The following is a 13,759-nucleotide window of genomic DNA, read 5'->3' on the forward strand; positions in this document are numbered from 1 at the left end:
ATTTGCAGATATGGACGTTAACTCTCCCCGGGAAACACACATCAGGAGATCCTTCATGGAAGTTCGCGCCGCTGTGGCCGTTGGGGCCGGAAAACCGCTTGAAGTCACCACTGTAAGGCTTGAAGGCCCGCGCGCTTTTGAAGTGCTGGTGGAAATCAAGGCAACCGGCATCTGCCATACCGATGAATTCACCCTGTCGGGTGCGGATCCGGAAGGTCTGTTTCCCGCGATTCTGGGTCACGAAGGGGCAGGTGTCGTTGTCGAGGTTGGCCCGGGTGTGACTACCCTGAAGCCGGGCGACCATGTCATTCCGCTCTACACGCCGGAATGCCGGACCTGCGAATATTGCCTCAATCCGAAAACAAACCTCTGCCAGTCGATCCGCGCGACACAGGGGCAGGGCCTGATGCCGGACGGCTCGTCCCGATTCTCGACCCTCGATGGTGACCCGATCCTGCACTACATGGGCACATCGACGTTCTCCAACTACACGGTCGTACCGGAAATCGCTCTGGCGAAGATCCGTCCGGACGCGCCATTCGACAAGGTCTGCTACATCGGCTGTGGTGTTACGACCGGCATCGGTGCGGTGATCAACACCGCAAAGGTGGAAATCGGTTCGCGTGCGATTGTCTTCGGCCTCGGCGGCATCGGTCTGAACGTTCTCCAGGGTCTGCGTCTTGCCGGTGCCGACCAGATTGTCGGCGTTGACCTGAACCCGGAAAAGAAAGAGATGGCGGAGCGTTTCGGCATGACCGATTTCGTCAATCCGAGTGAAGTAGACGGCGACCTTGTTCCGTATCTTGTGAACCTCACCAAAGGTGGGGCCGACTATACCTTCGATGCGACCGGCAACGTGAATGTCATGCGTACGGCGCTTGAATCAGCCCACAAGGGCTGGGGCGAGAGCATCATCATCGGTGTTGCTCCGGCTGGTGCTGAGATCTCGACTCGTCCGTTCCAGCTTGTGACTGGCCGCGTCTGGAAAGGCACCGCATTTGGTGGCGCGCGTGGCCGCACGGACGTTCCGAAGATCGTTGACTGGTACATGGACGGCAAGATCGAGATCGATCCGATGATCACCCACACGATGCCTCTCGAAGACATCAACAAGGGGTTCGATCTGATGCACTCCGGTGAATCGATCCGCTCGGTGGTGGTTTACTGATCGAACGTCAGGCGTACCCCGCCGACATTTTGCCAAGGCGTCGTCCCTGCGAAAGCGGGGACGCGCATGCTGCGTCTCTCCGGTCTGGCAAGGCAAGGCCGGAGAAGTCCTTTTGGATAGGCGGCTATTCAGAGATTGGAATTGACTGACAATGAAAACCCTTTCCGAAAACAAGTCCTTTGGCGGCACCCAAGGTGTCTATAGCCACATGTCGGAAGCCTGTGGTTGTGAAATGACTTTTGCGGTCTACATTCCGCCGCAGGCCAAGGACGGCCCCGTGCCATGTCTTTGGTATTTGTCGGGTCTGACGTGCACCCATGAAAACGCCATGACCAAAGCCGGGCTGCAGGCCCATGCCGCAGAGTTTGGTATTGCCGTCGTCTTTCCGGACACCAGCCCGCGTGGCGAGAGCGTTGCCAATGATGAGGCTTATGATCTGGGGCAGGGGGCGGGCTTCTACGTCAACGCGACAGAGACTCCATGGGCGCCGCATTTCCAGATGGAGACCTACATTGCCAGCGAATTGCGCGATTTGGTGACCGAGAACTTCCCAGTTTCCGTGCATCACGGGATCACCGGGCATTCCATGGGCGGGCACGGCGCGTTGACGCTGGCAATGAAATATCCCGGGCATTATCAGTCATTGTCAGCCTTTGCGCCGATCGCAAACCCCACGGCTTCCGACTGGGGCCGCAAACAGCTTGGGGCCTATCTCGGAGCTGATGAGACACTCTGGACAGCGCATGACGCGACGGTTCTGGTCAAGGAAAAGGGCTGGGCCGGTGATGTTCTGATTGATCAGGGTGCAGGCGATCAATTCTACGAACTGCTCAAACCCGCTGCACTCATCGATGCATTGACCGAAACGAAGACGGCTCACACCTACCGCTTGCAGGCAGGCTACGACCATTCCTATTATTTCGTGTCAACGTTCGCGCGCGACCACGTCTCCTGGCATGCCGAGCGACTGAAGGGTTAATCTACCACTTTCGGACTTGGTTCTTTTCGCTCAAGGCTTTCGCGTAGGCGCTTTGGGCGAATTTTCTGGGCAATCTCAATTCGCCTAACATGTACCATTCTTCGATGTGTTCGAGAACGATCGGTTCGAACACATCGTTCATGGCCCGGATTGTTTCCTGTAGATCATAGCCGGTGGTTTCTTCAGATCTTTCAAGAGGCGGCAGAATGACCATCCTGAAACGGGCCGGTCCCAGTCGCACAAGATATGTCGGGATAATTGTGCCGCCGCAGGAATTGGCGATCTTCACTGCGACGATAGCATTTCCTTTTTTCGGCAATGGTCGACCGAAACTGGGCAGATGGACCTGCTTGTCGCGAACTTCGTCCACGAAAATGGTCATGGAATACTGTCCGTTGTTCATCAGCCGGTGCAGTCGATACGCGCTTCTTTGCCCCGGTGGGAAAAGATACTGGTTTCGCTCCTTGCGGATGGCATGAACAATGCGGTTCTTGAACCGGTTTGGTTCCGGTTGAAATGGACCGATGCTCGGTCCGGCGAGCCCCTCGTGTATTGCCACGAAAAGTGCTTCCCAGGTGCCAAGATGCATGGATGTGAAGATCACTGGTGCGCCTTTGGCCTGCGCCGCTTTCAGATGTTCCAGCCCTTCAACTTCAATACGAGCACTTTTCCATAACTTGTTGACGATGCAGAACTCGGACATCGTTCGGCCGATGTTGTGCCACCATCGTTTTAGTCCCGCTTTCTGGCCCTTGTCGGTGTTCCAGCGGTTGACGGTCAGCGTTTCAAAATTACGGCTGATGCGCTGCGGAAACAGTTTGTCTCGATATGACCAGCGCATTACCGGCACGAGCAAATTGCCGAAACCCGATGCGAATGCCGGTGGGCACAGCTTCAGCGAATGATGAAAAAGGGTGTTCAGGACACCGTCCTTGACGTGAACGAACCAGTGAAGCCGAGCTGCCTCCCGCTCTGCCTCCTGTTGAGAAAAGAGATCCCGTAGACGAGGAGCGGCGGGCTCTACGGCAAGAGTTTCAGCGAAGGGAATATCTTCCAGCCGCGTCTGTTTGGTCATGTATGGCGCGGATGCAGCGTCATTGGCAGGTTTTCACCAGGGCGCAAGGTCAACCGCGCTACCGGCTGGACGTCCGTGCCGTCTTTCAGCTTGAGTTCGAAATCCTGGGCGAGAATGGCCAGGCTGAGAATTGCTTCTGTCATGCCGAATTGCAGTCCGGCGCAAATGCGCGGGCCGATGCTGAAGGGGACATACCCGTATTTATTGGGTTTCTTCGATTTTGGATTGAGAAAACGGCCGGGATCAAAAACGTCCGGTTTCGACCATAGCACCGGATTGCGATGCATAAGCCATGGCACCACCATGACCAGCGAACCTTTTGGCACTGACTTGCCGCCGATGCTTGTGTCCGCCATTGCCTCTCGCGCAAGGATAGGGACCGGCGGATACAGCCGCAAGGTTTCCTCGATGACAGCCTTGGTGTAGGGCAGGTTGGGAACGTCCTGGAATGTCGGTGACCGGCCGGCGAGGACCGTGTCGAGTTCGGCCTGCAAGTTAGCCCTGCTCTTGTCGCATTGGGACAGCAGGAACCAGGCCCAGGCCAGTGTGTTGGCGGTTGTTTCATGGCCGGCCATGAAAATCACGGCAGCTTCGCTGATGATTGCCTCACGGCTCAGTGGTTCGCCGTTCTCGTCTCTCGCTTCCAGCAAACCACCAATGACGGATGCTTCGCCTTTTTCCTTCTGCGCTTCGTAGTTGGCGATGATCTTGTCGAGCACCGTCATGATGCGCTCGACAGGTTTCTTGATCGCACGGCCACGAAAACGTGGCAGCCATTCGGGCAGTCCGAAGAGGGAGAGGATGTCGACCTGGTCGATATGGCGCTGATAATCCGAAAAACCCTGAACGACTTCGGCAGCATGATCCTTGCCCAGCTGGCGGCCAAAAATGGTCCGGCAAATGATCTCTGCTGTCAGGTGTGCCATATCGGCGAGCGCATCGACCTCAGCGCCTTCGCCCTGCGATGCCCAGTCGGCTCGCTGTTCCTCGATGGTTTCGATCATGATCGGCGCGAATCCTTTGACGCGCGAGCCGTGGATGATCGGTGCTACCACCTTGCGGCGTTTCGCCCAGGTTTCGGTATCACTGATAAAAAGACCGTCGCCGAGAAGAGGCTGCAAGGCATGACGCATTTGCGGGCTTTTGCGCTGCAAGACCTCGTGATTGGTCTGGAACGCTTCACGAACCACGTCTGGCCGGTTGCAGATCACCAGTTCACGAGTGAAGATCTTTTTGCTTCTGAGGCGGCTTTGAAAATCATCAACGCCCCAAATAGATAGAAAATTGCGCTTGGCCATGCCGATCAGGCTCCAGACCGGCGGCATCTTTTCATAGCGGAACGGGTAGGGCGGCACGAAGTCTTCAGCCTTGGTGGCTGTCGGTTCGGCCTTTTGGGTGTCGCCTGAAATTTGTGCGGAAACAGTCACTAAAAATAATCCGAATTGGTTCTGGTTTTACCGGAATAACCTGTCAGATGGCTTTTAGTCACTTGGGCCGAACACGTAAAGCACAGAGCGCGAGCATCAGCCATCCGAGGATCACCATCATGCCTCCGATTGGCGCCGACATCGCAAACAGGCGCCTTTCCAGAAAAGCCCGCATCAACAGGTCACCACAGAACAGGGACAGTCCTGCGGCAAGGAATATCAAAACGACGGGAAGGAGCGGCACTCTCCGCAATTGGGCGAGAAGGCCGATGCCCAGGAACACAGGCGCGTGAAACAAAAGCATGTGTGCAGCGGTTTCGATCAGGCTTGACGCGCTGGCGTGCGCGGACAATGCCAGACTTACGACGCCGGCTGCACCTGAGACACCGGCCATGGCCATGCCCGTTCTGAGAAGAGGAGCGGTCGGGGTCGCCTGAGGCTGCATGTGGGTCATCCGGTTGTCCTGGAAACGTTTGACCCGCCGGCGTTAGCCGGCAGGCCTGGAGAAGGGGTCGGATCAGGCAGCAAAGCCGCGCTTTTCAAGAAGAGCATCGATCCGTGGCGCACGCCCCCGGAATGCGAGATACGCGGCTTCCGGGTCCTGCCGGCCACCGGCTGAGTAGATGTAGGTCAACAGTTTTCCAGCCGTTTCCGGATCAAATACGTTGCCCTTCTCTTCAAATGCCTCAAACGCATCCGCATCCATCACTTCCGACCACATGTAGCTGTAATATCCAGCCGCGTAGCCGTCGCCCGAAAAGACATGCTGGAAATGCGGGATACGGTGACGCATCGTGATGGCTTGCGGCATGCCGATCTTGCCGAGTTCTTCCTTTTCGAAGGCTGCAACATCTAGTTCTGCCGGATCTTCCAATTGATGGAGTTCGAGATCGATCAGTGCGGAAGCCGTATACTCTACCGTCGCAAATCCCTGATTGAAATTGGCGGCAGCAAGCAGCTTGTCGAGAAGCGCCTCGGGCATCGGTTCGCCGGTCTTGTAGTGAACGGCGTATTTTGAAAGCACTTCGGGTTGAGACAACCAATGCTCATACAGCTGAGAGGGCAACTCGACGAAGTCACGCGAGACACTGGTGCCCGAGATCATGGGGTAGGTCACATTCGAAAGAAGACCGTGCAGGCCATGGCCAAACTCGTGGAACAGGGTCCGGGCATCATCGAACGTCAGCAGTGTGGCTTCACCCTTGGCACCTTTGGAGAAATTCATCACATTGACGATGATCGGCGTTACGTCGCCTTCCAGCCTGTGTTGCGACCGGAATGCACTCATCCAGGCACCGGATCTTTTTGACGACCGTGCGAAATAGTCTCCCAGAAAGAGACCGACGTGATTGCCATCCTTGCCGAGTACTTCAAACACCCGGACATCCGGATGGTAGACCGGCATGTCCTTGAGTTCTTTGAAAGTAAGCCCGAAGAGACGTGTTGCCGTGTCAAAGGCAGCCTGGATGATGTTTTCAAGCTGCAGGTAAGGCTTCAGCTCCGTTTCATCCAGATCGTGTTCGGCCTTGCGGACCTTTTCGGAATAAAAGCGCCAGTCCCATGCCTCGATAGAATGGTTCTCACCGGCATTGCGCGCCATATCCGCCAGCTTGGCTTCTTCTTCCCGCGCCTGAGCGACCGCCGGTTCCCAGACCTTCACAAGCAGGCCTCTGACGTTGTCAGGCGTCTTGGCCATCGTGTCGTCGAGCTTGAATTCCGCAAAGTTCTTGAAGCCGAGCATCCGGGCTTTCTCGTCCCGCAGTTTGAGGGTTTCGCTGATGATTGCCCGGTTGTCGGTCTGGCCGCCGTTTTCTCCCCGGGCGGACCATGCCTTGAAGGCTTCTTCACGCAAGCGCCGGTTCGTGGAAAATTGAAGGAAAGGCTCGATCGAGGAACGGGAAAGCGTGATGACGTGCTTTCCGTCAAGCCCTCGTTCGTTTGCAGCTTCGGCAGCCGACGTCAGCAGGAAGTCAGGCAGGCCGGCACGGTCTTCCTCGGTTTCCAGAACAAGCTGATAATCCGACTCATCCTTGAGTACGTTCTGGGAAAAGCTGGTGCCGAGGGTGGCAAGTCTTTGCGAAATGTCAGCCATCCGCGCCTTGCCGGCATCGTCAAGGCCTGCACCGGCCCGCTGGAACATTTTCTGATACCGCTCGAGCACGCGTGCGTCTTCGGAATTGAGTTCAAGCGAATCCCTTTGTTCCCACAATGCAGCAATCCGGCCGTAAAGCTTGGAATTCAGCAGCATTTCCGAGGAATGTTTGGCAAGCTTCGGCGCCACGTCGCGCTCGATCTTTTGCAGGGCCTCATTGGTATGGGCACCGGTCAGGTTGAAAAACGTCCTTGCAACCTTGGTGAGCGTCTTTCCTGACGTCTCCAGGGCAACAATCGTGTTTTCAAAAGTCGGCGCCACGACCTGATCGGCGATCCTGTCAGTGTCCGCCTTGGCTTCCGCCATGGCGGCGTCGAATGCCTCCTCGAAATGCTCGGGAGAGATCGTTTCGAAGGGAGGCAAGTCGAACGGCGTGGTCCAGTCGGAAAGAAGCGGATTGACGGTCATTTGTGCCTCGGAAGGTATCTTGAAGGATGTCAGCGACATATGGCGCAGATTGGGATCGGTTCCAAGCACTCTGCGGCTAAATAGCGCCTTGAAGCCGGTCAGGCCGCAGAACGCGATATGGCAACCGGTGTTTCTGTTCGGCGGGCAAGGAAGGCAACGGCAATCGCTTGCCTCATGATGTCTTGTGTCGGTCGTTCGATGTTATTGGCATCAATTGGAGGCCGCTTACCACATCGAAGTCTTTGCACGCTCCGGCCATTCGCGGTCATAGGTTTCACCATCGAAACTTGCCTTGATTTCCTTCATGATTTCACCTGGTGACGGCAAGTCGCCCTTGCCGGTCCTGTTCTCGGTTTCCCAGAGGCCGGCACGCATGATGGCGCGCGCGCACTGGAAGTAGACCGAGCCGATCGTGACCACGATCACCGAACGAGGCAAATGGCCTTCTTTCTCGAAGCTGGCAATAAGGTCCTGCTCGACGGACAGTACTGCCTTGCCGTTGATCCTCAGAACGTTGTTCCATCCGGGAACCATGAACATGAGCGAGACACGCGGGTCGCGAACAATATTGCGCAGCGAGTCGATCCTGTTGTTGCCCCGCCGGTCGGGCATCAGCAGCGTCTGGTCATCCTGTATCCTGACAACCATGCCGTCGTCGCCGCGCGGAGAGCAGTCGAGCCCTTCTGGTCCACAGGTTGCAAGTGTGCAGAAGTTGGAAGCCTCGACAACCCTGCGATACGCAGGGCTCAGATGATCGATTTCCTTGATCAAGGACGCTTCTCCGGCAGTACCGTAGTGTGCGTGAAGGTCCTCAAGGGAAGTGAGGATGCTCATTGAAATGATTCCGGGCGGGTGTACGGGGACGAAGGCGAGAGCCGCAGCTTATCCGCCCGTATCCGTCTCCGTCAATTTCGCCGCGGACGTCCTTTGAGCTCCGTCCGATCTTGCACTTTGGTCTAACGCTTTGAAATTCCGGATTTTTGATCCTTTACGTCAAGGTAACTTCGCGTTGCGGTATACGTGAGAAGTAAGTGACTGAAAATCAAAAAGAAACGAAATGACGCAACGCAATAAAAATCGCGAGAAAATTCGAAGATTAGCCGTGATTACTTCGAAAGTATAATGAGTTGGTGAGGGTGAGCGATCCGATAGTCGTATTGCTGTTTTGCAGATGATTTTTTTACAGTCGTTGCAGCTTGCAGTTTTGGTGCGGAGGAGCCGGGATCCCGGACGGGGAACAAGCCGGAATTGCTTGCAGCTGTACAGCTATTGCAGGCGTGCCCGAGGTGGGTACGCGACGCCTTTCTGGGAGGAAAGTATGAGCTTAATTCGTAAACCCCTCAATCGTCGTTCCATTTTGCGCGCTGGCGCATTGGGCGGTGCCGCATTGGCAACGCCGACCATTTTCACCAGCCGCGCATGGTCTGCCGGTTATCTCAACGAACCGACAGGCGCTGAAGTCGTTCTGGGCTTCAACGTTCCGCAGACCGGCGCATATGCCGACGAAGGGGCAGACGAACTGCGCGCCTATCAGCTTGCCGTCAAGCACCTGAACGGTGAAGGCGACGGCGGTTTGTTGAACACCTTCTCGTCGAAGGAACTCAAGGGCAACGGCGTCAACGGCAAGAAGGTCGCCTTCGTGACCGGTGACACGCAGACCAAGTCTGATGCAGCCCGTGCATCCGCAAAGCGCATGATCGAAAAAGACGGCGCTATCATGATTACCGGTGGTTCGTCCTCCGGTGTGGCGATCGCCGTGCAGTCGCTCTGCCAGGAAGCAGGCGTCATCTTCATGGCGGGTCTGACCCACTCCAACGACACCACCGGCAAGGACAAGCGCAAGAACGGTTTCCGTCACTTCTTCAACACCGAAATGTCCGGCGCTGCGCTGGCTCCGGTTCTGAAGAACAACTACGGCACCGATCGCAAGGCCTATCACCTTACCGCTGACTACACCTGGGGCTGGTCTCAGGAAGAATCCATCAAGAAGTACACCGAAGGCATGGGCTGGGAGACAACAGCTGCTGTTCGTACGCCGCTTGGCGCTGGTGACTTCTCGCAGTACATCACGCCGGTTCTGAACTCCGGTGCTGACGTTCTTGTTCTGAACCACTATGGCAAGGACATGGTGAACTCCCTGACCCAGGCTGTTCAGTTCGGTCTGCGCGACAAGCAGGTCAACGGCAAGGACTTCGTGATCGTGGTTCCGCTGTACTCTCGTCTGATGGCACAGGGTGCGGGTGAAAACGTGAAGGGTATCTTCGGCTCCACCAACTGGCACTGGTCGCTGCAGGACGAAGGCTCCAAGGCTTTCGTCAAGTCCTTCGGTCAGGAATACGGCTTCCCGCCGAGCCAGGCTGCGCACACCTGCTACGTCCAGACCCTGCTTTATGCTGATGCCGCACAGCGGGCTGGCACGTTCGATCCTTGCGCGATCGCCGCAGCTCTCGAAGGCTTCGAGTTCGACGGCATGGGCAATGGTCCGACCCTCTATCGTGCAGATGACCACCAGTGCTTCAAGGACGTTCTGGTCGTGAAGGGTAAAGAAAACCCGAGCTCCCAGTTCGACCTTCTCGAAGTGGTGGAAGTCACTCCGCGTTCGCAGGTCGAATACCCGGCAGACATGCTGGGTGGCGAACTCGGCGCGTGCAACAACGGCGCATAAGCTCTTGAACGTCGGCAGCCGCCGGAGGATCTCCGCCGGCGGCTGCTGCTTATCAGGACGCAAGTGACGCAGCAAATAGCGGCAAGACCATGGATGTGATTATTCTTCAACTGCTGAACGGGTTGGACAAGGGCGGAGCTTACGCGCTGATCGCCTTGGGACTGACCCTGATTTTCGGGACCCTTGGGGTCGTCAACTTCGCGCATGGTGCCTTGTTCATGCTTGGTGCGTTCTGCGCGGTGTCGTTCAACAAGCTTCTCAGCCTGGAGATCGTGACGACGGATCCGACCAAGACGACGGCGTGGGGAACTCCCCTCGAAATCCGGACACCCTACATCGAGGCATACCTCGGAGACTTCGGTCACTGGGTGCTCAACTATTCGGTGCCGGTTTCCATCCTGCTTGCCATTCCGGTCATGCTGCTTTTCGGTTTCATCATGGAACGCGGCCTGATCAAGCACTTCTACAACCGGGCGCACGCCGATCAGATCCTCGTCACCTTCGGCCTCGCCATCGTTCTTCAGGAAATCATCAAGTCGATCTTCGGCGCCAACCCGATCCCGCAAACCGCGCCAGATGCCGTACGCGGAGCAGCCGACATCGGAGCTGCCCTCGGCTTGGATCCTGGCGTGATCGTCTATCCGTACTGGCGCATGGTCTACCTTGCCTTCGCAGGCGCCATCATCGCAGCCGTCTTCGCCTTCCTGCAATTCACCACCTTCGGCATGGTTGTCCGGGCCGGCATGGCAGACCGTCATACGGTCGGGCTGCTGGGCATCAACATCGAGCGCCGTTTCACCATCGTTTTCGCGATCGCCGCAGTGGTCGCCGGTCTAGCCGGGGTCATGTACACGCCGATCCTGCCACCCGACTATCACATGGGCATGGACTTCCTCGTGCTCAGCTTCGTCGTGGTGGTTGTTGGCGGCATGGGGTCGCTGCCTGGAGCCGTCGCGGCAGGTTTCCTGCTCGGCATCCTGCAGTCCTTCGCATCGATGAATGAAATCAAGGCCATTCTTCCAGGCATCGACCAGATCATCATCTATCTCGTTGCTGTGGTCATCCTTCTCGTGCGTCCGCGCGGGCTGATGGGCCGCAAGGGCGTCATGGAGAACTAAAAAAATGTCTACAAAAACATCTCCTGCACGCGACTACATCTTCTTTGCGATCTTTGCTGTCGCGGTGCTTACGATGCCGATCTGGCTTGAGCCGATTGGTGCCGGTTATCCCGACCTTCTGCAGAAGTTTGCAATCTTTGGTCTCTTTGCGACCGGTTTCAACATTCTGTTCGGTCTTACTGGATACCTGTCATTCGGACATGCCGCGTTTCTGGGTGTCGGTTCCTACACCGCAGTCTGGACGTTCAAGCTGCTTGGCATGAACCCGATCCCCGCCGTGATCATGGCAATCATCGCCTCCGGCATCTTCGCGCTTGCCATCGGCTATGTGTCGCTGCGCCGGTCGGGCATCTATTTCTCGATCCTGACGCTCGCTTTCGCTCAGATGTCCTATAACCTGGCCTATTCGGTTCTGACGCCAATCACCAACGGGGAGACCGGCTTGCGTGTTCTGCGCAGCGACCCGCGTTTGTTCGATGGCAATGGTGGTCAGGAAGGCCCGCTGATCGCGAACCTGTTCGGCATTGAAATGACCGGGTGGGGCGGGTTCTACTTCTGTGCGGTCATCCTTCTGATCGGCTTCTTCGTTGCACAGCGGATCTTCCGGTCGCCTTTCGGCATCATGTTGCGCGCCGTCAAGACCAACCAGAACCGTATGACCTACACCGGCCTCAATCCGCGTCCCTACACACTGGCGGCGTTCGTGATCTCGGGCATGTATGCAGGTCTGGCCGGTGCTTTGATGTGCATCACCGATCCGCTGGCAGGTGCTGAGCGCATGCAATGGACTGCATCTGGAGAGGTCGTTCTCATGACCATTCTCGGCGGCGCAGGCACCTTGCTCGGCCCGATCTTCGGTGCGGCGTTGATCAAGTATTTCGAGAACATCTTCTCTGCCTTCAACGAGCAGACCCTGCATGAGATTTTCGGTTTCCTTCCGGACTTTATCGAAGGCCCCGTCATCTCCGTTGCCGGCCTGTTCGTCGGTGAAGGCTGGCATCTTACGCTCGGTGTTCTCTTCATGCTGATCGTTATCTTCCTGCCTGGTGGCATCATGGAAGGCGTGTCCCGGATCGGTAAGCTGTTCAAGCGGTCGTCCGGCAAGTCCGAACCGAACCGTGCAACTGCCCCTGCAGAGTAAGGAACAAGAATATGGAAATCCTACGTGTAGAGGGCGTCAACAAGTCGTTCGGCGGTCTGAGAGCCCTCAACAATGTCAACTTCTCGGTGGAGCAGGGCACTGTTCACGCGATCATCGGGCCGAACGGAGCGGGCAAGTCGACCTTCCTGAACTGCATGATCGGCCGGTTGATCCCGGATACCGGCACGGTGAAGTTCGGTGATATCTCGCTCACAGGCATGAAGCCCTACGAGATCAACCAGGTCGGCGTTTCTCGGGTATTCCAGACCCCTGAAATTTTCGCAGAACTCACCCTGCTGGAAAACGTCATCATCCCCACCATGGCAAAGCGCGACGGACAGTTCTCACTGCGTCCGTTCAAGCGGCTCGATAGGGATGCAGAAATCCAGGACAAGGCACTTCACATGCTGGAGGACGTCGGCCTGGCGGAGAAAAAAGACGTTATTTCCGGTTCCCTGTCACGTGGTGACAAGCGCCGGCTCGAGCTGGCCATGTGCCTCTCGCAGGATCCGAAGCTGCTGCTTCTCGATGAACCGACCGCGGGCATGTCCCGCGCCGATACCAACAACACGATCGATCTTCTGAAACGGATTGCCGGACGCGGTATCACCAAGGTGGTCATCGAACATGACATGCATGTCGTGTTCTCGCTTGCCGACAAGGTCACCGTGCTCGCACAGGGAACGATCATCGCGGAAGGCAAGCCTGAAGAGATCAAGGGCGACCCGCGCGTACAGGAAGCTTATCTCGGAGGAGCGCATCTGTGACCCTACTTGACGATCAGTTCAGCGGCCGGTCCGCTCCCGGCGTCCCGCCGCGCAAATCTCAAGGCGGCGCCCCCGCATTTTTCTCTGCGTGGGACCTGCATGCCTATTACGGCGAAAGCTATATCGTTCAGGGTGTCAGTTTTGACATTCGTGAGGGCGAGATCCTGGCACTTCTGGGCCGCAATGGTGCAGGCAAGACATCGACGTTGCGCGCAATCGCCCGGATGGAGGATCCGCAGCTGAAACATGGCGAGGTGTGGCTGGATCACAAGCCGCTTCACACCATGAAAAGCTTTCAGGCAGCCCGCCAGGGCGTCGGCCTCGTTCCGGAAGACAGACGCATCATTCCAGGACTGACGGTTCAGGAGAACCTGGAGCTTTCGCAGATTGCCGAGCCGGTCGGATGGTCGATCGAGCGTATCTACGAGCATTTCCCGAGGTTGGCCGAACGACGGTCGCAGGACGCCATCACCATGTCCGGCGGCGAACAGCAGATGCTGGCTGTTGCACGTATCCTCGCGCGCGACATCAAACTGCTGTTGCTGGACGAGCCCTATGAAGGCCTCGCACCAGTGATCGTTCAGGAGATCGAGCGCATCCTCGAAGGCGTGAAGGATCTCGGCATCACGACCATCATTGTTGAACAGAACGCAATCGCGGCGCTTCACCTTGCTGACAGGGCGGTCATTCTGGACATGGGAGAGGTCGTGTTCGACGGATCGGCACAGGAAGTCCTCGACAATCCGCAACTGCGTCAGGAATACCTAGCGATCTGACCCTGCGGACATTTCAGAAGCTGAAGGCCGGTGCCAAGCACTGGCCTTTTTTGTCTGCCGGCATTGGTTGAAGGCGGCGGCGG

General features: G+C 57.0%; 12 protein-coding genes. 7 read left to right on the forward strand and 5 right to left on the reverse strand.

The annotated features are described in order from the left end of the window. Positions 1–55: 55 nt before the first annotated feature. Both J7447_RS07065 and fghA read left to right on the forward strand, forming a co-directional pair. Complete coding sequence (locus J7447_RS07065) at positions 56–1,168, forward strand: S-(hydroxymethyl)glutathione dehydrogenase/class III alcohol dehydrogenase (protein ID WP_022999395.1); 1,113 nt, start codon at positions 56–58, stop codon at positions 1,166–1,168. A gap of 151 nt (positions 1,169–1,319) precedes the next feature. Next, positions 1,320–2,147 carry an S-formylglutathione hydrolase gene (gene fghA, locus J7447_RS07070; RefSeq protein WP_209169163.1) on the forward strand — a complete coding sequence of 276 codons (828 nt, stop codon included), beginning with the start codon at positions 1,320–1,322 and terminating at the stop codon, positions 2,145–2,147. 1 nt (position 2,148) lies between these two features. On the opposite strand, the gene J7447_RS07075 is transcribed toward fghA, so the two are convergent. The 5 genes from J7447_RS07075 to J7447_RS07095 all read right to left on the reverse strand — a co-directional run bounded on the left by J7447_RS07075 (position 2,149) and on the right by J7447_RS07095 (position 8,043). Beyond that, complete coding sequence (locus tag J7447_RS07075) at positions 2,149–2,988, reverse strand: lysophospholipid acyltransferase family protein (protein ID WP_286189078.1); 840 nt, start codon at positions 2,986–2,988, stop codon at positions 2,149–2,151. 230 nt (positions 2,989–3,218) lie between these two features. Beyond that, the gene (locus tag J7447_RS07080; protein ID WP_209169165.1) at positions 3,219–4,649 is read right to left on the reverse strand and encodes a cytochrome P450; all 1,431 of its coding nucleotides are present in this window, start codon (positions 4,647–4,649) and stop codon (positions 3,219–3,221) included. 58 nt (positions 4,650–4,707) lie between these two features. Beyond that, complete coding sequence (locus tag J7447_RS07085) at positions 4,708–5,103, reverse strand: DUF423 domain-containing protein (RefSeq protein WP_031268787.1); 396 nt, start codon at positions 5,101–5,103, stop codon at positions 4,708–4,710. A gap of 63 nt (positions 5,104–5,166) precedes the next feature. Then, a complete protein-coding gene (locus J7447_RS07090; RefSeq protein ID WP_286188956.1) occupies positions 5,167–7,209 on the reverse strand; it encodes a M3 family metallopeptidase in 2,043 nt (680 codons plus the stop codon). 225 nt (positions 7,210–7,434) lie between these two features. Further along, on the reverse strand, positions 7,435–8,043 hold the full coding sequence (locus tag J7447_RS07095; RefSeq protein WP_209169166.1) for a pyridoxamine 5'-phosphate oxidase family protein: 609 nt from the start codon (positions 8,041–8,043) through the stop codon (positions 7,435–7,437). A gap of 484 nt (positions 8,044–8,527) precedes the next feature. Between J7447_RS07095 and J7447_RS07100 the strand changes: the two genes are divergently transcribed. The 5 genes from J7447_RS07100 (at position 8,528) to J7447_RS07120 (ending at position 13,676) form a co-directional block, all read left to right on the forward strand. Next, positions 8,528–9,874, forward strand: coding sequence for a substrate-binding protein (locus J7447_RS07100; protein ID WP_031268785.1), 1,347 nt, complete (start codon positions 8,528–8,530; stop codon positions 9,872–9,874). A gap of 89 nt (positions 9,875–9,963) precedes the next feature. Continuing rightward, complete coding sequence (locus J7447_RS07105; protein ID WP_022999387.1) at positions 9,964–10,992, forward strand: branched-chain amino acid ABC transporter permease; 1,029 nt, start codon at positions 9,964–9,966, stop codon at positions 10,990–10,992. Positions 10,993–11,065: 73 nt separating this feature from the next. Beyond that, a complete protein-coding gene (locus tag J7447_RS07110) occupies positions 11,066–12,133 on the forward strand; it encodes a branched-chain amino acid ABC transporter permease (RefSeq protein ID WP_228148144.1) in 1,068 nt (355 codons plus the stop codon). A gap of 11 nt (positions 12,134–12,144) precedes the next feature. Beyond that, entirely contained in the window at positions 12,145–12,900 is a 756-nt protein-coding gene (locus J7447_RS07115; RefSeq protein ID WP_022999385.1) for an ABC transporter ATP-binding protein, read from the forward strand. Continuing rightward, positions 12,897–13,676: an ABC transporter ATP-binding protein gene (locus J7447_RS07120; protein ID WP_022999384.1), complete on the forward strand. Its 780-nt coding sequence runs from the start codon at positions 12,897–12,899 to the stop codon at positions 13,674–13,676. Before J7447_RS07115 ends, J7447_RS07120 begins: the two co-directional genes overlap by 4 nt. The last annotated feature ends 83 nt before the right edge of the window (positions 13,677–13,759 follow it).

This window comes from Labrenzia sp. R5_0, from assembly GCF_017743835.1.
Classification (GTDB): Bacteria; Pseudomonadota; Alphaproteobacteria; order Rhizobiales; family Stappiaceae; genus Roseibium; species Roseibium algicola.

Bases quoted from the DNA above. Each gene is read 5' to 3' on its own strand.
- J7447_RS07065 (WP_022999395.1), top strand. From the start codon at position 56: ATGGAAGTTCGCGCCGCTGTGGCCGTTGGGGCCGGAAAACCGCTTGAA.
- J7447_RS07095 (WP_209169166.1), bottom strand. From the start codon at position 8,043: ATGAGCATCCTCACTTCCCTTGAGGACCTTCACGCACACTACGGTACT.
- J7447_RS07115 (WP_022999385.1), top strand. From the start codon at position 12,145: ATGGAAATCCTACGTGTAGAGGGCGTCAACAAGTCGTTCGGCGGTCTG.
- J7447_RS07075 (WP_286189078.1), bottom strand. From the start codon at position 2,988: ATGCGCTGGTCATATCGAGACAAACTGTTTCCGCAGCGCATCAGCCGT.
- J7447_RS07090 (WP_286188956.1), bottom strand. From the start codon at position 7,209: ATGACCGTCAATCCGCTTCTTTCCGACTGGACCACGCCGTTCGACTTG.
- J7447_RS07105 (WP_022999387.1), top strand. From the start codon at position 9,964: ATGGATGTGATTATTCTTCAACTGCTGAACGGGTTGGACAAGGGCGGA.
- fghA (WP_209169163.1), top strand. From the start codon at position 1,320: ATGAAAACCCTTTCCGAAAACAAGTCCTTTGGCGGCACCCAAGGTGTC.
- J7447_RS07085 (WP_031268787.1), bottom strand. From the start codon at position 5,103: ATGACCCACATGCAGCCTCAGGCGACCCCGACCGCTCCTCTTCTCAGA.
- J7447_RS07110 (WP_228148144.1), top strand. From the start codon at position 11,066: ATGCCGATCTGGCTTGAGCCGATTGGTGCCGGTTATCCCGACCTTCTG.
- J7447_RS07100 (WP_031268785.1), top strand. From the start codon at position 8,528: ATGAGCTTAATTCGTAAACCCCTCAATCGTCGTTCCATTTTGCGCGCT.